The sequence below is a fragment of the Methylocella sp. genome (assembly GCA_037200525.1).
Taxonomy (GTDB): Bacteria; Pseudomonadota; Alphaproteobacteria; order Rhizobiales; family Beijerinckiaceae; genus Methylocapsa.
On the sequence record JBBCGG010000001.1, the window covers coordinates 3,763,274 to 3,782,659 of the forward strand.

General features: G+C 59.7%; 20 protein-coding genes. 10 read left to right on the plus strand and 10 right to left on the minus strand.

The window, feature by feature from the left end; all coding sequences use genetic code 11:
* Position 1: 1 nt before the first annotated feature.
* Positions 2 to 214: a CbtB domain-containing protein gene (locus tag WDN46_18495; GenBank protein ID MEJ0095315.1), complete on the minus strand. Its 213-nt coding sequence runs from the start codon at positions 212 to 214 to the stop codon at positions 2 to 4.
* A gap of 155 nt (positions 215 to 369) precedes the next feature.
* On the opposite strand from WDN46_18495, the gene WDN46_18500 reads away from it, so the two are divergent.
* Positions 370 to 1,386 (plus strand): HAD family hydrolase, encoded by a 1,017-nt coding sequence (locus WDN46_18500; GenBank protein MEJ0095316.1) that lies wholly within the window; start codon positions 370 to 372, stop codon positions 1,384 to 1,386.
* A gap of 79 nt (positions 1,387 to 1,465) precedes the next feature.
* Here the strand turns inward: WDN46_18500 and WDN46_18505 are convergent, their stop codons facing one another.
* Positions 1,466 to 2,956 carry an MDR family MFS transporter gene (locus tag WDN46_18505; GenBank protein MEJ0095317.1) on the minus strand — a complete coding sequence of 497 codons (1,491 nt, stop codon included), beginning with the start codon at positions 2,954 to 2,956 and terminating at the stop codon, positions 1,466 to 1,468.
* A gap of 570 nt (positions 2,957 to 3,526) precedes the next feature.
* Between WDN46_18505 and WDN46_18510 the strand changes: the two genes are divergently transcribed.
* A complete protein-coding gene (locus tag WDN46_18510) occupies positions 3,527 to 3,865 on the plus strand; it encodes a P-II family nitrogen regulator (protein ID MEJ0095318.1) in 339 nt (112 codons plus the stop codon).
* Between the two features lie 37 nt (positions 3,866 to 3,902).
* Entirely contained in the window at positions 3,903 to 5,300 is a 1,398-nt protein-coding gene (locus tag WDN46_18515) for an ammonium transporter (GenBank protein ID MEJ0095319.1), read from the plus strand.
* A gap of 23 nt (positions 5,301 to 5,323) precedes the next feature.
* Here the strand turns inward: WDN46_18515 and WDN46_18520 are convergent, their stop codons facing one another.
* Positions 5,324 to 5,503, minus strand: coding sequence for a hypothetical protein (locus WDN46_18520; protein ID MEJ0095320.1), 180 nt, complete (start codon positions 5,501 to 5,503; stop codon positions 5,324 to 5,326).
* Positions 5,504 to 5,816: 313 nt separating this feature from the next.
* Here WDN46_18520 and WDN46_18525 point away from each other — a divergent pair, with 313 nt between their 5' ends.
* From WDN46_18525 to WDN46_18550, 6 genes are all read left to right on the plus strand, one after another.
* The gene (locus WDN46_18525; GenBank protein MEJ0095321.1) at positions 5,817 to 6,263 is read left to right on the plus strand and encodes a histidine phosphatase family protein; all 447 of its coding nucleotides are present in this window, start codon (positions 5,817 to 5,819) and stop codon (positions 6,261 to 6,263) included.
* A gap of 72 nt (positions 6,264 to 6,335) precedes the next feature.
* On the plus strand, positions 6,336 to 7,130 hold the full coding sequence (locus WDN46_18530; GenBank protein ID MEJ0095322.1) for an NAD kinase: 795 nt from the start codon (positions 6,336 to 6,338) through the stop codon (positions 7,128 to 7,130).
* Positions 7,131 to 7,133: 3 nt separating this feature from the next.
* Positions 7,134 to 7,736 carry an NUDIX domain-containing protein gene (locus WDN46_18535; GenBank protein MEJ0095323.1) on the plus strand — a complete coding sequence of 201 codons (603 nt, stop codon included), beginning with the start codon at positions 7,134 to 7,136 and terminating at the stop codon, positions 7,734 to 7,736.
* Between the two features lie 2 nt (positions 7,737 to 7,738).
* A complete protein-coding gene (locus tag WDN46_18540; protein ID MEJ0095324.1) occupies positions 7,739 to 8,236 on the plus strand; it encodes a MaoC family dehydratase in 498 nt (165 codons plus the stop codon).
* Complete coding sequence (locus WDN46_18545; protein MEJ0095325.1) at positions 8,233 to 9,564, plus strand: MFS transporter; 1,332 nt, start codon at positions 8,233 to 8,235, stop codon at positions 9,562 to 9,564. The genes WDN46_18540 and WDN46_18545 overlap by 4 nt, the downstream gene beginning before the upstream one ends.
* A gap of 30 nt (positions 9,565 to 9,594) precedes the next feature.
* On the plus strand, positions 9,595 to 10,488 hold the full coding sequence (locus WDN46_18550) for a CoA ester lyase (protein ID MEJ0095326.1): 894 nt from the start codon (positions 9,595 to 9,597) through the stop codon (positions 10,486 to 10,488).
* A gap of 34 nt (positions 10,489 to 10,522) precedes the next feature.
* Here WDN46_18550 and WDN46_18555 read toward each other — a convergent pair whose 3' ends face one another.
* The 7 genes from WDN46_18555 to WDN46_18585 all read right to left on the minus strand — a co-directional run bounded on the left by WDN46_18555 (position 10,523) and on the right by WDN46_18585 (position 17,476).
* On the minus strand, positions 10,523 to 10,894 hold the full coding sequence (locus tag WDN46_18555; protein ID MEJ0095327.1) for an iron-sulfur cluster assembly accessory protein: 372 nt from the start codon (positions 10,892 to 10,894) through the stop codon (positions 10,523 to 10,525).
* A gap of 103 nt (positions 10,895 to 10,997) precedes the next feature.
* Positions 10,998 to 14,516: a transcription-repair coupling factor gene (gene mfd / locus WDN46_18560; protein ID MEJ0095328.1), complete on the minus strand. Its 3,519-nt coding sequence runs from the start codon at positions 14,514 to 14,516 to the stop codon at positions 10,998 to 11,000.
* A gap of 68 nt (positions 14,517 to 14,584) precedes the next feature.
* Entirely contained in the window at positions 14,585 to 14,881 is a 297-nt protein-coding gene (locus tag WDN46_18565; GenBank protein ID MEJ0095329.1) for a succinate dehydrogenase assembly factor 2, read from the minus strand.
* Between the two features lie 267 nt (positions 14,882 to 15,148).
* Positions 15,149 to 15,301: a hypothetical protein gene (locus WDN46_18570; protein ID MEJ0095330.1), complete on the minus strand. Its 153-nt coding sequence runs from the start codon at positions 15,299 to 15,301 to the stop codon at positions 15,149 to 15,151.
* A gap of 61 nt (positions 15,302 to 15,362) precedes the next feature.
* Positions 15,363 to 15,959 (minus strand): sulfotransferase domain-containing protein, encoded by a 597-nt coding sequence (locus WDN46_18575; protein ID MEJ0095331.1) that lies wholly within the window; start codon positions 15,957 to 15,959, stop codon positions 15,363 to 15,365.
* A gap of 179 nt (positions 15,960 to 16,138) precedes the next feature.
* Complete coding sequence (locus WDN46_18580) at positions 16,139 to 17,044, minus strand: glycosyltransferase (GenBank protein ID MEJ0095332.1); 906 nt, start codon at positions 17,042 to 17,044, stop codon at positions 16,139 to 16,141.
* A 168-nt stretch (positions 17,045 to 17,212) separates the two neighbouring features.
* Positions 17,213 to 17,476, minus strand: a complete 264-nt coding sequence (locus WDN46_18585; GenBank protein ID MEJ0095333.1) for a succinate dehydrogenase assembly factor 2 — start codon at positions 17,474 to 17,476, stop codon at positions 17,213 to 17,215.
* A gap of 164 nt (positions 17,477 to 17,640) precedes the next feature.
* Here WDN46_18585 and WDN46_18590 point away from each other — a divergent pair, with 164 nt between their 5' ends.
* Positions 17,641 to 19,323 (plus strand): polysaccharide pyruvyl transferase family protein, encoded by a 1,683-nt coding sequence (locus tag WDN46_18590; protein ID MEJ0095334.1) that lies wholly within the window; start codon positions 17,641 to 17,643, stop codon positions 19,321 to 19,323.
* Positions 19,324 to 19,386 lie beyond the last annotated feature (63 nt).

The window sequence follows — 19,386 nt, forward strand, 5'->3', positions numbered from 1 at the left end:
CTCAATGACAGGGAAAGCCCAAAAGATGGCGACCGTCGTGCACATATTCATGGATGTAATGGCCGGAGACCAGCGACGTCGCCCCCTGCTCGGCGCCGACGAAATAAATCATCAGCAGGCCCAAGACGCCGCCGAAAACGAGCCAAGGCAGAATTTCGCGCATCGGGATTGGGATCGGCCGAGCGGCTGGGAGAGTAATTGCTGCGTCGCTCATTTCAAAACTCCTAGAATTCGGGCGGGAGCCTACGGCCCGGTCCAAAGCGTGTCAACGCAGCGCAAAGCTGGCCTTGCCGGAAAAGCGCCGGCGTCGCATGATCGTCGGCAGGCTGAAAAGGATGCCTCAGCGAATCGCTCAAAGAGGAAAAATCCATGTCGCTTCAGGGCGGTCTCTTAAAGCTAAGCGCTTTCATCCTGCTTGCATCGCTCGCGAGCTTTGCCCCGGTTTTCGCCCTGGCCGAAGACGCCGATCCGCTGCCGTCCTGGAATGACGGAGCGGCCAAACAATCGATCATCAAATTCGTCGAGGACGTGACCCGCGAAGGATCGCCCAATTTCGCGCCTGTCGAGAAGCGCATCGCGACCTTCGACAATGACGGCACGCTGTGGATCGAACAGCCGATGTATGTCCAGATGGTTTTCGCGCTCGACCGTCTGCGTGAACTTTTGCCGCTGCATCCCGAGTGGCGCGAACAACAGCCTTTCAAGGCCGCGCTCGAACGCGATTTCAAAACTCTCCTGAAAGATGGCGCGCGCAATGTCGAGACGATCATTGGCGTGACCCACGCGGGGATGACCCCGGAGAAGTTCGATCAGATCGTCAAGAAATGGCTCGCAACGGCCGAGCATCCGCGTTTCCATCGCCCTTACACTGAGCTGGTCTATCAGCCGATGCTTGAGGTCTTGGCCTATTTCCGCGCCAAGGGATTCAAGACGTTTATCGTCACCGGCGGCGGCATCGAGTTCGTCCGCGCGTTTGCCGAGAAGATATATGGCGTGCCGCCCGAGCAGGTCATCGGCTCCAGCATCGTAACGAAATTCGAGCGACGCAATGGCCAGCCTTGGCTGTTCCGTTACCCACAGGTGAGTTTTGTCGACGACGGCCCCGGCAAACCCGTCGGCATCGAGTCGCATATCGGCCGCCGCCCTATCGCCGCCTTCGGCAATTCCGACGGCGACCTCGAGATGCTGCAATGGGCGACGGGAGCGGGTCGGCGCGGCCTTGGGCTCCTCGTGCACCACACCGACCCTGTGCGCGAATACGCCTACGACAAGGATTCGATCGTCGGCCATCTGGACGTCGCCCTGGAAGCCGCAAAGCTCGATGACTGGACGGTGGCGGACATGAAGAAGGATTGGAAGGTTATTTTTCCATTCGAGATGAAGTGAGGCGAATGGCCAGTTCGCGCCTTGCGGAGAGTCGCCCGCCGTAAAGCGGGTTCCTCGATTTCAAAACCAATCGCCAGAGCTATGCGGCCTGACGGACCTTCATATCGCCGGGCGCTTTGTCGCCGGGTCGGCTCGCAACGGGAATGAGCCAAATGGCGATGAAGGTAAGGACTGCGACTATGACGACGCACAAAAAGCTCCAGTGAAGCGCTTGGTCGAAGATAGATCGGGCGATCGGATTGGCGGCGAGTTCGGCCAGCCCCGCCGGATGATTCAGCCCTTCGTGCAAGCTCGCGGCGAGCGTTCCGCCGCCGAAATGCGCGTTGCCGATGTTGAGCACGGCGCCGAGCGCGGTCGCCCCAAGCGTGTTGCCAAGGCCGCGCGCGAATAGGATCGAAGCGGTCGCGCTGCCGCGCATCGACCACTCGACGCTGTCCTGCACCAAGGCGATGGTGGTGAGGCTGATGAGGCCCATGCCAAATCCCATTAAAAAGGAGCCGACGCCGGCCACCGCCACATGGCTTTGTGGCGTCAAAAACAACAGAAACGATGCGCCAATCGGGAACATCATGCTGCCGACCCGCAATGTGCGCCGAATCCCGAAAGCTCGATAGAAGCGGCCCGATAGCATCACCGCTAACGGCCAGCCGACGACGAGCATCGTCAAGGTAAAGCCGGCGACGATTGGCGAGCCGCCGAGCACTCCCTGCACATACATCGGCAGGATGGTCGTCAAACCGATCAACGCCATTCCGGCTAACAGGGTAGCGGCGTTGCTGGTCGCAATGAGACGGCGTCCCCAGAGTTCAATCGATATAATCGGCTCCGACGCGCGCCGCTCCTGAAGCAGAAAAAGGCCGCCAGCAATGAGGAATAAAAGCGCCAACGGGCCGAGCGTCCAGACGCCGGCTTCGGTCTCGGTCAGGATCGTCAGCAGCGAGACGATCGCAATCGAGAAAAGCGCTGCGCCCAGATAGTCGATCTTTGCTTTGCGCGGCTCGACCGCTTCTTGCAGAAAGAGCAGGAAACCGATGATCGTCAAAATTCCGATAGGGATGTTGATCCAGAAGATCCAAGCCCAGGAAATATTGTCGACGATGACGCCGCCAGCGAGTGGGCCGATCACCGCCGAGCTGGCCCAAACGCTGGCCATTATGCCCTGCACCCGGCCGCGTTCCTCGATTTTGTAAAGGTCGCCGATCACCGTCATCGTCACGGGCATAATGGCGCCGGCGCCAAGGCCTTGCAGGAGCCGGAACACAATCAGAGACATCATCGACCAAGCAAGTCCGCACAGCAGCGAGCCGATCAGGAAAAGCACGATGCCGCCGATCAAGACGGGCTTGCGGCCGAGGATATCGGCGAGCTTGCCGTAGATGACCGTCGTCGTAGACTGCGCCAGCAGGAACGCCGAGAATACCCAGCTGTAATAGGTGAAGCCGCCGAGCTGTCCGACGATGCGGGGCATAGCGGTCGCAACGATGGTGGCCTCGATCGCGACCATAAAGGTCGCCAGCATGATTGAGACGATGACGAAGACGCGCTTCGAAACATTGACGGCGTTTGACATGACGTTCCTTTTAAAGGCGCCCATATCGCCGATTGCGCCGCAGCATGCCCTCAGCATTCGGCGTCAGTTTGTGGGACAAACCCATTTGCCGGAAAGAAGCGCTCAATTGGCGCGCAGGATCTGATTTGGCGGCGTTCGGTTTGGCGACAGCGTCGATGGCGAGTCGCCAGATTCTATGACATTTGTCATTTTGAAACCAGAAAATAGACTGGGCGCGGCTCAGGCGCTCGTCAAAGGCCTGTGATCTTCTCTTCCTGCCGTGTGGGGCGCCAAAACGATAGTGCAAACCGCCGGGCTGACAGGACGGCGGTCGTTTTGTAGAAGTCTTAATCATTTATGCCTATTATTTAAGCAATTTTTCGCGCCCACGAAGCCGCCTGGACGTTTCAACCAAGAGCTGGCATTCTATTTTCGTTTTTTATCAATCTGTAACGCCCTTTTACCGGTTCGGAACAGACGACTGATTAAGAGCCAGGCAAATGGCACAGTTCTTGATTACGAAGATTTCATGTCGGCGACAGTCCTACGCGAGACGCGAGGCATGATCTGTTCGAGATTTGGGGTGCACCCATGAAACTCGTCACCGCCATTATCCAGCCGTTCAAACTCGAAGAAGTTCGGGATTCGCTGACTGAACTCGGCGTCGCCGGCATGACCGTCACGGAGGTCAAGGGTTTCGGGCACCAGAAGGGACACACCGAAATTTATCGCGGCGCCGAGTATGACGTGAGCTTTGTTCCAAAGGTCAAGATCGAGGTCGCGGTTCCCGCCAGCATTGTCGGTCAGATCGTCGATGCGATCAGGAGGTCGGCGCGCACAGGGCAGATCGGAGACGGCAAGATTTTCGTCGCAAGCATCGACCGCGCGGTGCGCATCCGCACCGGCGAGACGGACGACGCCGCCCTGTAAGCCAAGATCCGGATCTTTAGGTGGGAGGAGCTAGACGATGATATCCTTCAGAACCGCACATACGACGTTCAAGTTTCTCGCCTTCGGCCTCTTCATCGCAATATTTGCGTCGCTGATTTTCCTCGATCAATCCTCGGCGCAAGACGCCGCCGCCGCGGCGCCGCCCGCCTGCGACGCCAAGACCTTGACGGCGTGCACGCCCAATTCCGGCGACACGGCCTGGATGCTCACATCGGTGGCGCTGGTCCTGATGATGACCATTCCGGGCCTTGGACTGTTTTATGGCGGGATGGTCCGCAAGAAGAACGTCGGCGACACGGTGGTGACGAGCTTCGCCATTACCTGTCTCATAACTGTGCTGTTTACGGTTTTGACCTACAGCTTGGCCTTTCGCGCCGGATCGCCGTTCATCGGCGGCCTCGATCGCGCCTTCCTGCAAGGCATTTTGAGCGATATCTCCAAAGGCGTCGGCAATCCCAATCCGCTCGCGCCGACCATCCCCGAAACCGTCTACATATGTTTCCAAATGACCTTCGCGATCATCACGCCGGCGCTGATCGCGGGGGCGTTCGCCGAGCGCATGAAGTTCTCGGCGATGCTGTGGTTCATCGGACTCTGGGCGATCTTCGTGTACGCGCCGATCGCGCATTGGGTTTGGGGCCCCGACGGATTCCTGAACAGCACTAACGATGCGGCGCGCGTCAAAGTGCTCGACTTCGCCGGCGGCACGGTGGTTCACATCAACTCGGGCGTCGCGGGCTTGATGTGCGCCTTGATGCTCGGCCGGCGGAGGGATGCCGGGCCAGCGCATAATGTGGTGCTCACCTTCATTGGCGCCTCGCTGCTGTGGGTTGGCTGGTTTGGCTTCAACGCCGGCTCGGCCGTGACGGCAGGAATGCAGGCGGGCATGGCGATGCTGGTCACGCAAATCGCCACCGCCGTCGCGGCGCTGACCTGGATGTTTGTCGAATGGTCCTATCGCGGCAAGCCGACCGTCGTCGGCATCTGTTCGGGCGCCGTGGCCGGTCTCGTCGCCATTACGCCGGCCTCGGGTTTCGTCGGCCCGGGGGGAGCGATAGCAATCGGCGTCGCAGCGGGCATTTTGTGCTATCTCGGAGTGACGGGACTGAAATCCGCGTTAGGCTATGACGATGCGCTCGATGCCTTCGGAGTGCACGCGGTCGGCGGCGCGACCGGCGCCATCCTGACCGGAGTCTTCGCCATCCAGGAATATGGCGGCACATCGGGACTCATCGAAGGCAATGGGGCGCAAGTCGTCAATCAGCTCATTGGCGTCGGCATCGTGATCGCCTATGACGTCGTCGTTTCACTCGTTATTTTGAAGATCCTCGATCTGTTCATCGGATTGAGAGTGAGCCCCGACGTGGAGCTCGAAGGACTCGATCTGACGCTGCATGGAGAGGTCGTCCAGTAAGGCCGAGAACAGCGGAAAAGCGATTATTCCTGGTGGCTGCGCGGCCGCCAGGATAAATCCTCGGACCATACATAGATCGCAATCGCCGCCAGAAACATAGCCGCGCCAACCCAGAACAGCGGCGAATGGTGAATGCGCCTCCAGTCGGGGCGGCGTCGATCCGGCTCCGCGCCGTGGTGGCGATCATGTCTGTTCTCGTTCATTTTTCCACCCGCATGTTCTTAAAAGAGCCGCCAGGACGCGCACCGCCCGAAGCTCTTGACCGTTGTGCATGATTCTCAACTTTTGCGACAGCGCCCGTCCCCTTCGCGTTCTCCCCCTTATTCGAGTTTTTCGTCCCTCTTGCTTTGCGAACCCCGCAGGGTGAGGCTGCAGCTTTCGCCTCGAACCAAAACTCGGGAAACGCGATGGCTTGCGACAAAATCATGCTGATCCGCCATTCCGAGCGGCCAGACCCCGAGAGGAAAATCCGGGGCGTTGCGCTGGACGGCAAAAAAGGACAAGGAATCCCTCTCAGTGCGCGGCTGGCAGCGGGCTGGGGCCCTCGTGCGGTTGTTTGCCCCTAATGACGCCCGGTTCGCCCATCCTGCTTTGGCGAGACCGCAGATTTTATTCGCCTGCAAAGCAGCGGCGACGGACCCGAGCTTGCGGCCGCAGCATACGCTATTGCCGCTCGCGGATCTCCTTCAGGTCGAATTCAACCGCGATTTTTTCGAAAGCGAGGAGCGCGCCCTGGTGCGAACGGTGCTGGAAGCGCCGGGACCAGCGCTGATCGCCTGGAAACACGTCACCATGCACGTCATAGCCAACGAGATCCTGGGCAATAAAACGACGGCGCCGCAACATTGGCCCTATTCCTGTTACGATATCGTCTGGGTGTTCGACCGGCGGGACGGCGTCTGGACATTTTCCCAGATTCCCCAGCTCCTTCTGCCCGGCGACAGCGCGGACATAATCATTTAAAAGCGCCCTCCCCGCTTTACGGAGGGGACCGCTTGCGGCTATGTCAACGCTTTGCCGCCGGAGCGAAAGACCATGGCCGCAGACAAAGGCGCAGAATGCTGCCGCTTCTCGCGCATCGCATTTCTATCCTCGGGAACGCCGGAGGCCAGCGCCGCGCACGCCGCGTTCGTCTCGCGTTATGGCAACGTCGATCCAGATGAAGCCGATGTCGTCGTAGCGCTCGGCGGCGACGGTCTGATGCTGCAAACGCTGCACCGATTCATGGGAACGAGCAAGCCAATCTACGGCATGAATCGCGGCTCCGTCGGCTTTCTCATGAACGAATTTTCCGGCGCGGGCCTCGAACGGCGCCTTGAGGCGGCTGAAGCCTCGATCGTGCATCCGCTGTTGATGGAGGCGACCGACCAGCAAGGCGCCGCCGTCAGCGCGCGCGCAATCAATGAAGTTTCGCTGTTGCGGCAATCCTACCAAGCCGCGAAGATGAAAATCTCCATCGACGGCAAGGAGCGGCTCGGCGAACTCATCGCCGACGGCGTCCTCATCGCGACGCCTGTTGGTTCGACTGCCTATAACCTTTCGGCGCACGGCCCCATTCTTCCGCTCGACGCCACGATGATGGCATTGACCCCGATCTCGGCATTCCGGCCGCGGGGCTGGCGCGGCGCCCTGCTGCCCGATCGGGCGCGCGTCACAATCGATATTCTCGAGGCCGATAAGCGCCCCGTCGCCGCTGTCGCCGATCATTTCGAGATTAGAAACATCATTAAGGTCACGGTCGCGATGGATCACGCGACTGGCCTCGTGCTGCTCCACGATCCCGGACATTCGCTGAATGAGCGAATCCTGCGCGAACAATTCGGATATTGAGTCATGACGGACCGCGTTCGCATCCTCGCCAAGCAGATTCTGTCTCGCGGACACGGGGTTTTGCAAAAGCTCACCCTTGAGCGGAGGCGATTTGACGGCCGATTGCAGACTCAAATTCGCGAGGTCTATGATACGGGCGACGGCGCGGCGATCCTGCTCTATGACCCCGCTCGCTCGAAGGTGGTTCTGGTGCGCCAGTTCCGTGCGCCGGCCTATCTCAATGGCGGCCATGAAAGCCTGATTGAGGTCTGCGCCGGACGGCTCGAAGGCGTCGACGCGCAAACGCGGATCATGCGCGAGGCCGAGGAGGAAACCGGGTTTACCGTGCGCCATCCGCGCCGCCTGTTCGAGGCCTATATGAGCCCTGGGAGCTTTTGCGAAAGAATCACGTTTTTTGTCGCGGAATATACGCCCGCCGATCGAACGGGCGATGGCGGCGGCCTTGAACATGAAGGCGAGGACATCGAAATTTTGGAGCCGACACTTGACGACGCGCTGGCCATGATCGAGCGCGGCGAAATCATCGACGCCAAGACGATTTTGCTGCTTCACTACGCCAAACTCGTGGGGCTGATGCAATCGCCTCCATCGCCGGATAAAGGCTAGCCATGAGCGAAACGCCGCAGCGCGAGGCTCCCCGCCGCCACCCCCGCGGCGGGCTTTATTTCGAGGACTTCGTCATCGGCGATACGGTCGAACATGGGCTCAGGCGGACCGTGACGCAAATGGACAATATGCTGTTCTCCAATATGACGCTCAATCCGCAGCCGCTGCACATTGACGCTCATTTTTGCGCTACCGAAACCGAATGGGGACGGCCGCTGATGAACTCGCTCTTCACTCTTGGCCTGATGATCGGCATTTCCGTCAATGACCTTTCGGTTGGCACGACGATCGCAAATCTCGGCATGACCGACGTGAAATTTCCAGCGCCTCTGTTCGAGGGCGACACCGTGCATGTGGTGACGGAAATAGCGGCCAAACGCTTGTCGAAGTCGAGGCCGGACGCCGGCGTCGTCGAGTTCATCCATCGCGCCTATCAGCAGGAAGGCAAGCTCGTCGCCGAGTGCCGCCGCCAGGCCTTGATCAAGATCCGGCCGCTATGAGCGGACCGATCGGCAAGACCTTCGCGGCGACATCGGATGGATATGACGCCGCCGATATCCGCAAACGGACCAAGGCAGTCCTGATCGGTTCGATCGGCAATCTCATCGAGTGGTATGATATTTACGCCTATTCGGCGTTTGCGCTTTATTTCGCCGGCGCTTTTTTCCCGCAAGCGGACCCGGTCGCCCAGCAATTGGCGGCGGCCTCGCTATTCGCGGCGGCCTTTCTGGTGCGCCCGCTCGGCAGCGCCCTGTTTGGCTATTTCGCCGATCGGCATGGGCGGCGCAATGCATTGACCGGCTCCGTGCTCCTGATGTGTCTTGGCTCTTTGCTGATCGCTGCGACGCCGGCTTACGCCACCATCGGGGTCGCGGCCCCCGTGGTTTTGGCCGTAGCGCGGCTGATGCAGAGCCTCAGCCAGGGCGGCGAATATGGCTCGGGGGCGACCTATCTCAGCGAAGTCTCGCATCCGAACCGGCGCGGATTTTACTCCGGCGTCTGGTATATGACGCTGATCGGCGGCCAGCTTCTGGCGATTCTCGTTTTGCTCGCCCTGCAAAGGCTGTTTCTGACGCCGGAAGAGCTTAAAGCCTGGGGCTGGCGCATCCCTTTCGCAATCGGCGCGCTTCTCTCGATCGCCGCCTTCTATGTCCGCCGCGACATGCCCGAAACGGATCTCTTCCTTGCGGCCGAGGCCGCCGCCAAACGGGAGAATCCTTGGGCGATTCTTGCTCGCAATTGGAATGCGATGGCGCTCGTCGTCGGCATTACGATCGGCGGCACCTCGGCCTTTTACACCTACACGACCTATATGCAGAAATTTTTGAAGCTATCGGTTGGGTTGAATGATTCGCAGACGACGCTGATCACCGCAGGCTCGCTTCTCTTCGCCATTATCCTGCAGCCGCTTTATGGCGCGCTTTCCGACAAGATCGGGCGCAAACCGCTGCTGATCGGCTTCGGCGTTCTTGGAACCGTCGGAACGCTGCCCTTATTGACGACCTTGCAACATACGCAAAGTCCGCTCATCGCATTTTTGTTGATCTGCGCCGCCTGGGCGATCGTCAGCGGCTACACTTCGATCGCCGCCATCGTAAAGGCCGAGCTTTTCCCAACCGCGATCCGCGCCATGGGCGTCGGCATTCCCTATGCGCTAACCGTCGCGATCTTTGGCGGCTCCATCGATTGGGTCGCTTTGGCGTTCAAGAACGGCGGCTGGGAGACAGGATTCTATTGGTACGCGACGGCCTGCATTTTCATCTCGCTGATCTGCTACATTTTCATGCGCGAGACGAAGGCGAATTCGAAAATGAAGCAGGCGCTATAATGCCGAAGTGGTTCTGATCCGATGCGGTCAATGCTGTTCATTCCCGCCGACAGCGAGAAGAAGCTCGCAAAGGGTTTTGGCTCCGGGGCGGATTGTCTGTTTCTCGATCTTGAGGACTCGATCGCGCCAAAAACCAAGCCGAAGGCGCGCGAGATGGCCTTGGCCTATCTCTTGGCCGCGAAAGGGCGGCAGGCAAAACCTGAGCTTTATGTGCGCGTCAACGCCCTGGAGAGCGGCCTCATCGATGATGATCTCGACGCCGTCATGCAAGGCGCTCCGGACGGAATCGTCTTACCCAAATGCGTCAATGGCGCGGCGCTTCAGCACCTCGGCGCCAAGCTTGCCGTTAAGGAAGCTGAATGCGACCTGCCCGATGGCTCGACGCGGATCATCGCCATCGTCACCGAGACGGCGGCCTCGATCTTCAGCATGGGAACTTACGCCGGGGCGAGCACGCGCCTCGCGGGCCTGACCTGGGGCGCTGAGGACCTCTCCGCATGTCTTGGCGCTGAGACCGCCCGCGGCTCCGATCGCGCCTATACGGCGCCCTATGCTTTCGCCCGCAGCCTGACTTTGTTTGCGGCGCGGGCGGCGGAAGCGCTGGCGATCGATGCGATTTACCCGAATTTCCGCGATTCCGCCGGCTGCCGGGAGGAATGCGAGGCCGCGCGGCGCGACGGCTTTGACGGCAAGATGGCGATCCATGCCGATCAGGTCGGAGTGATCAATGCGGCGTTCACGCCTTCAGACAACGCCATCGCGAGAGCGCGGGCCATCGTCGAGGCGTTCGCCACAGACCCGCAGGCCGGGGTTATCAGCTTTGAGGGCGAAATGCTGGATCAACCCCATCTGATGCGGGCGCGGCGGCTGCTTCAGCGCCTTACCAGTTCAGGGGCGAAATCCTCATCCGAGGGAGGCGCATAGCGCCTCAAAGGACGGTTTTCACCGTAAACGTGGATCAGTTGGTCTTTTCGAGCTGCGCAGGAGCGATCGAAACCGATTCGCCGCAGCCGCATGACCCCGTCTGATTCGGATTGTGGAACGTGAAGCTCGACGAAAACTTGTTCGTCTCAAAATCCAGCTTCGTTCCGAGCAGAAACATAAAATCTTTTGGCGCGATCAGGACTTTTACCCCCTGATCCTCGACGATGTGATCGCCGGCCTGAATCTCTTCCGCGAGGTCTACAGTATAGGTCATGCCCGCGCAACCGCCGTTCTTGGTCCCGACCTTCAGTCCCGCAATCGGCCGGCCGGCGGACGCAATAAGGTCGCGAGCGCGGGCGGCTCCTGCTTCGGTCAGTGAGATGACTGCAAATTGTGGGTTGGGCATTAATTTCTCCCAAGCGCTCGATCGTCGCTTAAAGCTCAAGGCCCCTATATAGCGCACTCCGCCGCCAATGTTTAGGGGCGCCCGCCATCCACAACGGCCAAGCTCACGCCGCTTTCTTCATGGCGATGGCGGCGAGCGTCCGCATGATCTGCCGGGTTCCCTCGAGCCGCGCCGCCACTCCGTCGAAATCGCGGATGAACACGATCTTCATATCGGGCCGAACCTTGGCGTCGTGGCCTTGCTCGGTCACATAGCGGACGAGCCCTTGCGGATTGGCGAAGGAATTGTCGCGGAACGAAATGATGACGCCCTTTGGACCGGCGTCGACCTTCTCGACATGCGCCTGGCGGCACAGGACCTTGATCGACACCAGTTTCATCAGCTGCTCGACTTCGCCCGGCAAAGGCCCGAAGCGATCGATCATCTCGGCCGCGAAGGTCTCGATTTCCGCATCCGTTTCGAGGCTCGCGAGACGTCGGTAGAGACCGAGCCGCAATTGCAGATCAGCGACATATTCCTCGGGAATGGTGACCGGCGTCCCCAGCGTGATCGAGGGCGACCAGGTCTCCTCAGCCGGCTCCTCGACGCCGGACTTCAAGGCCTCGATCGCCTCCTGCAGCATCTGCTGATAAAGTTCGTAGCCGACTTCCTTGATGTGGCCGGACTGATCATCGCCGAGCAGATTGCCGGCGCCGCGAATGTCGAGGTCGTGGCTGGCGAGCTGGAACCCGGCCCCGAGCGTATCGAGCGAATGCAGTACCTTGAGCCGCCGCTCGGCTTGCGGCGTCATGGCGCGATCCGCCGGAACGGTGAACATGGCATAGGCGCGAACTTTTGAGCGGCCGACCCTGCCGCGCAATTGATAGAGCTGGGCGAGGCCAAACATATCGGCGCGATGCACGATAAGCGTATTGGCGGTCGGAATATCGAGCCCGGATTCGACAATCGCGGTCGAAAGCAAGACATCATATTGGCCGTCATAGAAGGCCGCCATTTTGTCTTCGAGTTCAGTCGCGGCCAGCTGACCGTGGGCGATGACGAATTTTACTTCTGGAACGTGCTGGCGCAAAAAGGCGGCGGCTTCCTCGATGTCGTCGATGCGCGGACAGACATAAAAACTTTGGCCGCCGCGATAGCGCTCGCGCAGCAGCGCCTCGCGCACAAGAAGCGGGTCGAACGGCGAAATGAACGTGCGCACTGCGAGACGGTCGACCGGCGGCGTCGCGATGATCGAAAGTTCGCGTACGCCGGTCAAGGCAAGCTGCAAGGTGCGCGGGATCGGCGTCGCGGACAAAGTCAGGACATGCACTTCCGCGCGCAATTCCTTCAGCCGCTCTTTGTGCTTAACGCCAAAATGCTGCTCCTCGTCAATCACGACGAGGCCAAGGTCCTTGTAGTCGACTGTCTTGCCGAGCGCCGCGTGGGTGCCGACGATAATGTCGACTTCACCCGAGGCTGCGCCCGCCTTGGCGGCCTTGAGATCGGCCGCGCTTACCATGCGCGACATTTGCGCGACCTTGATCGGCAAATGAGCGAAGCGCGCCGCGAAATTCTTAAAATGCTGGCGCGCCAGCAGCGTCGTCGGCACGATCACCGCAACCTGCTTGCCCTCGATCGCCGCGGCGAAAGCGGCGCGTAGGGCGACCTCGGTCTTGCCGAAACCGACGTCGCCGCAGACGAGGCGATCCATCGGGCGGCCGGACGCCATGTCCTCCAGAACCGCCTCGATCGTCGAGAGCTGGTCTTCCGTCTCGTCATAGGGAAAACCGGCGGAGAATTCCGCATAAAGCCCTTCGGGGGGAGAGAGTTTTGGCGCCGCTTTGGTCTCTCGCGCGGCGGCGATCTTGATGAGGCCGGCGGCCATTTCGAGAATGCGCTTGCGCATCTTCGCTTTGCGCTTCTGCCAGCCGCCGCCGCCGAGGCGATCGAGTTGAACCTCGGTGTCTTCCGAGCCATAGCGCGACAAAAGCTCAAGGTTTTCGACGGGCAGAAATAATTTTGCGCCGTCGGCGTAGTGCAGTTCGAGACAATCATGCGGCGCGCCGCCCGCCTCGATGGCCTGCAGGCCGATAAATCGTCCGATGCCATGATCGACGTGGACGACGATATCGCCGGCCGTCAGCGAGCCGACCTCGCTCAAAAAGTCCTGCGCGCGCCGAGGCTTTTTGCGGCTGCGCAACAGGCGGTCGCCCAAAATATCCTGCTCGCCGACGATGACGAGATCGCCGGCCTCGAAACCGGCCTCAAGGCCGATGACCGCCATGGCCACGCTTGATTGCGGCAGCCCCAAGGCCTGCTCCAGCGAGGAAACCGGCGCGGCGTTGGCGAGGCCATGGTCGGCGAGGACATGAGACAGCCGCTCGCGCGAGCCGTCCGACCAAGCCGCCAGAATGACCCGCTTTCGCTCGGCTTGCAGCGTTTTGACGTGTTCAACGGCGGCGCTGAATACATTGGCGTTTTCGTCGGCGCGTTCCGGCGCAAAACTGCGCCCCGGCTTCGAGCCGCAATCAACGATAAGGCCGCGCGCGCTTTCGGGCTGCGCGAAAGGCGTCATCCGCACGACGCGAGCGCCCCCGGTACGTTGCTTCCATTCCGCCTCCGACAAATAAAGCTGATCGGGTTTGAGCGGTTTATAATTGGAGTGCGCGGGATCGGCGTCATAGGCGGTCTTGCGCGCCTCATAATAGTCGTCGATGAGCGCGAGGCGTTGGTGGGCGGCCTCGTCAATCAGCGGATCGAAAATCAAGGGGGCCCTGCCCGCATAATCGAACACCGTGTCGAGGCGGTCGTAGAACAGCGGCAGCCAATGCTCATAGCCGGCATGCCTGCGGCCTTCGCTGATCGCTTCATAGAGTCCATCGCCGCGGGTCTGCGCCCCGAAACATGCCACATAGGCCTGCCGGAACCGGCGCATCGCTTCCGTCGTGAGCTGAACTTCGCTCATCGGCACGAGATCCAGCCCGCGCAAAGGACCGATGGTGCGTTGCGACTCAGGGTCGAAAGCGCGGATCGTCTCCAGCGTATCGCCAAAGAAATCAAGCCGCACGGGCTGCGCCATTCCGGGCGCGAAGAGATCAAGAATGCCGCCCCGCACGGCATATTCGCCGGCGTCGCGCACGGTCGAGGCCCGCGTGAAGCCATTGGTCTCAAGCCATTGCGTGAGCGCGTCCATATCGACGGCATTGCCGGGGGCCGCCGAAAATGTATCGCCGGCGATCCGTTGCAAAGGCGCGACGCGCTGGAGGAGAGCCTTGATCGTGGTTGAGAGAATTCGGGGGCGCTCCTCGCTGGAACGCGAGCGCGCCAACCGCGAAAGGACGATCATGCGCCGCGCGGCGATTGACGCATTCGGCGACACCCGATCATAGGGCTGGCAATCCCATGGAGGGAAATCGAGGGTCTCGATGTCCGGCGCCGCGAAAGAGAGAGCCTCGGCGAAGGCGCTGGCGCGCTGGCTGTCGCGCGCCACGTGGACCAGAACGACGGCGCGATTTTCGGCCTCGCGAGCAAGCGCGCGGGTCAAATCAGCGACGCAAAACGCATCGAACCCGTCGGTCAAGGAAGCCAGCGTCAGCGAGCCGCCTTTGGCGAGTTCGGCAATCGCTCGTTTAAGATCAGCCACGTTGCGAGATCAATTCGAAGGTCTATCCCAGGAAACAACGCAAGGCGGCGAGGCCTTGCGGGACGAAGCTAGATCTTGACCGGATAAAAGCCGGCATGGAAAGCGATAAGTTTCCGGAACACCCGCGTATCATACAGTGGCGGCGTTTCCGCCTCACCCGTCGCCCAGCTGAAAATGTCACGGTCCACCGCCTCCAGCAAGACCTCATAATCGTCGAGCTCGGCCTCGCTGAGGTTTTCGACCTCGGCGTCGGCGAATCGGCCAAGGAGCAGGTCGGTCTCCAGCATTCCACGATGCCAAGACCGAAATTTGATGCGGCGCCGGCGGGCGTCGATCGTCGCGCTCGTTGGCGGCAAACCGGACATGAATGGAGCTCCGCGTGAGATTGAAGCCATAAGAACCGCACTCTGCGCGGCCCGGCCCCCCGGCATATAATATTTGAGCGTGCGCCTGTCAGCCCTTCTGATGGACGAGGATGGCGAGCCCAGGAACCAATAGAACCTATTTCAACTAAAAACTGCCAAGATGACTTGCATAATACCTTCGACAGCACCTTTTTTGGGAGCGATATACTTTGGCATGATGGAGATGCGCTCCTCGAAAGAAGCCCCGCCGCGCGCTTGAGCGCGTTCTCAAGGATTCCATTTTCGAGTGAACTCCGCCGTCATAGGCTCGCTATAATCGGGTCCCATCCAATCCGTCAGGGAAAGACCCGTCAGGCGGGAGGTCTCGTCAATGTCCTCCTCAAACAGGCTGTTTAGTTTCTGCAAAGCAGGCACGGACATTGCGCCGATTTCATCGCTGCGCAATGGAACTATGTAGTTGGTCTCGGCCGACGCGGTAGAATCAAGGTTCAGAAAAACGATAAACACGAGAGAGAGTATTTTCCGTCCTCGTCCATAAATCGTCAGTTCTAAGAAACAGCAGTTGCTCCGGCGGAAACAATTCTCTCAGTCTACGAATCTGATGAGCGTAGAAGCCACGCTCAACATATGAATAAACGCGGTGGACGCCTCGATCCAAGTTCCGCACACGGCTGCGGCCCACTTCCGAAATGGCGTCCTCAAATGACAATGTGTCGGCCGACCGCTTGGTCTCCATCCGCCAGTGCGAATGCGCGCGGTAGGCGGGATGCCGCAGACACACGATCAACTTGGACGCGGCGTTGTAGCGGCGAATCCTCTCCATGGCATTTGGCCAATAAATATATATCGGCGTCGCTTCGCCGCGGATGACCCCAGAGGTCTGAGACCACTCAAAATGCTCGTGGAAAGGCAGGTAGTTTGGATCACTCCAGTCGAGGCTTTCGTTGTCGAAGAAATGGACTTCCTTTACGTCGGCCATTTGAACGAACGGATTTCGCCGTAGATAGGAGTCCAGAGCCGTCGTGCCGCCCTTTTGAACGCCAACGATAAAAAAATCGACGGAACGCACACCGGTCATCTTATCTAGAAATATCCGAGATTAGGAACAAATAAACACACATTTCAATGCCTAATTTGGCAAAGCTTATGGTCGCATAATAGAATGAGCAGCCTGCTCTGTCTACGGTCCGCGACCTGAACCTCGTCGAACATCGCCTACCTCGCAGAGGCTAGATGTCCATTATAAACGGGAAGGATCTAGCGTCCGAGATAGCTGGCGAGAGCGGCTTGATAGGCGATGCGCTCCCGATCGACCGAGTATTTAGCCGCCGTCCTCACCCCGCCCGCTGCAAGCCGTTCTAGCTGCCTCTGGTCGTGCGCAAGCTCCAGCGCTGCGGCGGCGAGGGCGTCTGCATCGTAGTCCGGCATCAAGCAATTCTCGCCAGGACGGCAATAGGCACGGTTGCCGCCGCAATCCGGCGTAACGACCCCGCGCTCGAGCGCCATCGCTTCAAGCGGCGGCAGGAAAAAACCTTCGCGCGCGACCGGCAGCATGACGCAGATCGAGGCTGCCGCGATTTTCGCCAGAAAGGCGAGGCGAGGCATCTGTTCCACCACAAGATCGACCTCGGCGTGAGATTCGAGTCGCGCTGAGATAGCACGGGCGACCTGCGGATTCTTGAAGCCGGCAATGAGGATGCGCGGCGGAGCGGCGAGCGGCCGCCGATCGACGACCGCGTCAAGCTCGACGCCGTTCTCGACGACTTGCACATCGCCGTTCGCATGGCCGCGAATAGCGTCCGCCACGGCGGAGCTAACGCATATCCTCAGCGCCGGACGCGCGAGGTAAGCGAAGAGCGGATGCGCCGGGTCGGCGTGGCGAAGGCCTTGGATCAGATTGACGACCGGCCTTCCGCCAGGATCAATGCCGGCCGCTTCAAGGATGAACCAGTCCTCGCCGGCGAGGAAATAGGCCGGAAAAGGACGCAGCTCATCAATTGTGGCGCCTTCATAATCATTGAAAATGTTGCCGGAAACATCGCGCGAACGCGGCGTTTGGTACAGCACAGGGTCGGCTATCCCGCTTGCAGCCGTATGTCTCATATAGTCCGCGAACTTTAGATGCCCGCCGGTAAACCCGGCGAAGTCACGAACGAACAGCATTTCCAAGAATTGGTCTCCCCGGCTTTAGCCACGCTTATCGCATGATCCACGCCGCCCGCCGTCGCTAAGGGTCGCAAGCGGGGCTGGTCGGCTTACTGAAGGCGCCTGATGCGGAGCAATCGACAAAATTGAAATCTGCATCGCCCGCCGCTCACCTCGACATTGCGCTTACGCGAATTGGCTGAGCGACGTGCGCGGACTATGCTTTTGATCTCTCGCGCCTCGAGAGCTTTCATCCTCCATGCGCCCTGCCCTCCTGGCGGTGGGCCCAAAACCGGCAAGCTGCTCGATCGGCTGCTTGGCGGGGCGGCGCCCGAGGCTCGAGTCGTCGATCTGCTGCTTCATCTGCCCATCAAGCAGCAGATCGGCCTCCAGCATTCCACGATGCCAGGACCGAAATTTGATGCGGCGCCGGCGGCCGTCGATATCCACATCCAACGCTTGCGAACGAGGCCTATTTGGCCCCACAATTGGAGGGCCAATAAACGGCCCTTGAGCCTTTTGGCAGCATGGGCGTCGAAACTGCTGCGCTTAAGCCGCCCCATTTGCGCTTGTTCCAGAATTGCCGGTGAAGCCTTATTTGGAAACCGCATACGATGTTTCGAACTGACGCGCAGCAAAAAATTGACAATGCTCTCGCCCCAGTTCGCCTTTCCTATTTTATCCGCGTGCGGAACGTCGGCGACCGGATCAATCCAAATCTTCTCGAAACGATTTTGCTTCGCCGCGTCATTCGTTTGCGCGATCCATCGCTGCCTTACATCCTGGCGATTGGAAGCCTTTTCGCCGCGGCGACTCCCCATTCCTTCATATGGGGGACCGGCGTCATGCATCCCGACTTCGGCGTCGGTGACCCCGATCCTGCGCGAATATTGGCGGTCCGCGGCAAGCTCACTTACGGGGAGCTTTCACGCAACGGAAAGATAGTCAAAGACATTCCGCTCGGCGATCCGGCGTTCCTGATCAAAACACTTTTGCCAAGCGCCCAGGCGCAGCCGCGCCATTTCGAACTGGGCATCATTCCCCATTACGTCGATCTTGCTCATCCTTTCGTGTTGGAAAGAGCTCGACATGAAGCGATAAAAATCCGCGACCCCACGGTGCCGCCGGAGATTTTCCTCGATGAGATGAGGCAATGCCGGACGATCATCAGCTCAAGCCTGCACGGATTAATCTTCGCGGAAGCGCTCGGCCTCCCCAATCTATGGATCAAACTCTCCGACGAAATCGCCGGCGACGACTTCAAGTTCCGCGACTGGTTTTCACTAGCGCAAAATCCTCAGGCCGCTGGACTTCGCCCTTCGCTCGACGCACCGCTAGAAACCCTGATCGCAAGGTGCGAACCGCGCCACGTTGATATCGATGCGAACGCCTTGACGAGCGCGCTGACGCCCGCCATAGCGCAGGCTTGCGCGGAGGCCGCCAACTTTTCGCCGCGCCGCATCATCCCGGTCGATGCATGTCGAGCGACCCCCCTTCCGATTTTTGTGATTTCCTACAATCGCGCGGGCGCTCTGAAGCAAGTCGTCGCCTCCTATAAACGCCAGACGCGACCGGTGGAGATCATCATTCATGACAACGGAAGCGACGATCCCGCCACGCTCGCCCTCCTGGACGAACTGAGCGAATCTGGCGTGATGGTTTATAGACGACCAGCGATTAATTCCGCCGATGATCTCAATCTGGTAAATGAGAGCGTCGCCGATTATTTCCAGACTTGGGGCGAGCCATCGCGTTACGTCGTGACCGACTGCGACGTAGATCTTGGCGTCGCCAACGCCAATGCGCTTCTCCTCTACGACGAAATGCTTGACCGGTTTCGCAGCGCGGCCTGCGTCGGTCCGATGCTGCGGATCTCGGATATTTCGCAAAAGTACTTTCTCTTCAACCATGTGATGAACCGACATATCGACCAGTTTTGGCGTCAGGATCCGCTGTTTACTTCGACATCGGTCGGCCGAATCGCCTATATCGAAGCGCCAATCGACACGACCTTTGCGTTGCATCGCGCGGGAGAACCTTTTTGCCGCCTAAAACAGGGCCTAAGAACTTATTTCCCCTATGAGGCAAGGCATCTAGACTGGTATCTTGAACGAGACGCGCCCGATCCTTATTACGAGCGCTCTTCGGCAAATATTTCACATTGGAACAACAAGACTTATTGTGAACGCAATCGGCAGGAAGCGCTTCTGTTCAAAGATTATAAGGTGGTCGAGCATGATGGCGACGGTCATCTTGTCGTTCGCTTGAGAAGTCCTGTGACGGACAATCCTTGCTAGATGGCCGGGTAGGCCCTAGCTAATTTTGCCGCGCGGCCGCCCGCCGATGGAATAATTTCAAGG

Bases quoted from the DNA above. Each gene is read 5' to 3' on its own strand.
- WDN46_18515 (MEJ0095319.1), top strand. From the start codon at position 3,903: ATGATATCCTTCAGAACCGCACATACGACGTTCAAGTTTCTCGCCTTC.
- WDN46_18555 (MEJ0095327.1), bottom strand. From the start codon at position 10,894: ATGCCCAACCCACAATTTGCAGTCATCTCACTGACCGAAGCAGGAGCC.
- WDN46_18590 (MEJ0095334.1), top strand. From the start codon at position 17,641: ATGTTTCGAACTGACGCGCAGCAAAAAATTGACAATGCTCTCGCCCCA.
- WDN46_18575 (MEJ0095331.1), bottom strand. From the start codon at position 15,959: ATGACCGGTGTGCGTTCCGTCGATTTTTTTATCGTTGGCGTTCAAAAG.
- WDN46_18505 (MEJ0095317.1), bottom strand. From the start codon at position 2,956: ATGTCAAACGCCGTCAATGTTTCGAAGCGCGTCTTCGTCATCGTCTCA.
- WDN46_18570 (MEJ0095330.1), bottom strand. From the start codon at position 15,301: ATGTCCGTGCCTGCTTTGCAGAAACTAAACAGCCTGTTTGAGGAGGAC.
- WDN46_18520 (MEJ0095320.1), bottom strand. From the start codon at position 5,503: ATGAACGAGAACAGACATGATCGCCACCACGGCGCGGAGCCGGATCGA.
- WDN46_18580 (MEJ0095332.1), bottom strand. From the start codon at position 17,044: ATGCTGTTCGTTCGTGACTTCGCCGGGTTTACCGGCGGGCATCTAAAG.
- WDN46_18550 (MEJ0095326.1), top strand. From the start codon at position 9,595: ATGCTGTTCATTCCCGCCGACAGCGAGAAGAAGCTCGCAAAGGGTTTT.
- WDN46_18535 (MEJ0095323.1), top strand. From the start codon at position 7,134: ATGACGGACCGCGTTCGCATCCTCGCCAAGCAGATTCTGTCTCGCGGA.
- WDN46_18540 (MEJ0095324.1), top strand. From the start codon at position 7,739: ATGAGCGAAACGCCGCAGCGCGAGGCTCCCCGCCGCCACCCCCGCGGC.
- WDN46_18545 (MEJ0095325.1), top strand. From the start codon at position 8,233: ATGAGCGGACCGATCGGCAAGACCTTCGCGGCGACATCGGATGGATAT.
- WDN46_18510 (MEJ0095318.1), top strand. From the start codon at position 3,527: ATGAAACTCGTCACCGCCATTATCCAGCCGTTCAAACTCGAAGAAGTT.
- WDN46_18530 (MEJ0095322.1), top strand. From the start codon at position 6,336: ATGGCCGCAGACAAAGGCGCAGAATGCTGCCGCTTCTCGCGCATCGCA.
- WDN46_18495 (MEJ0095315.1), bottom strand. From the start codon at position 214: ATGAGCGACGCAGCAATTACTCTCCCAGCCGCTCGGCCGATCCCAATC.
- WDN46_18565 (MEJ0095329.1), bottom strand. From the start codon at position 14,881: ATGTCCGGTTTGCCGCCAACGAGCGCGACGATCGACGCCCGCCGGCGC.
- WDN46_18500 (MEJ0095316.1), top strand. From the start codon at position 370: ATGTCGCTTCAGGGCGGTCTCTTAAAGCTAAGCGCTTTCATCCTGCTT.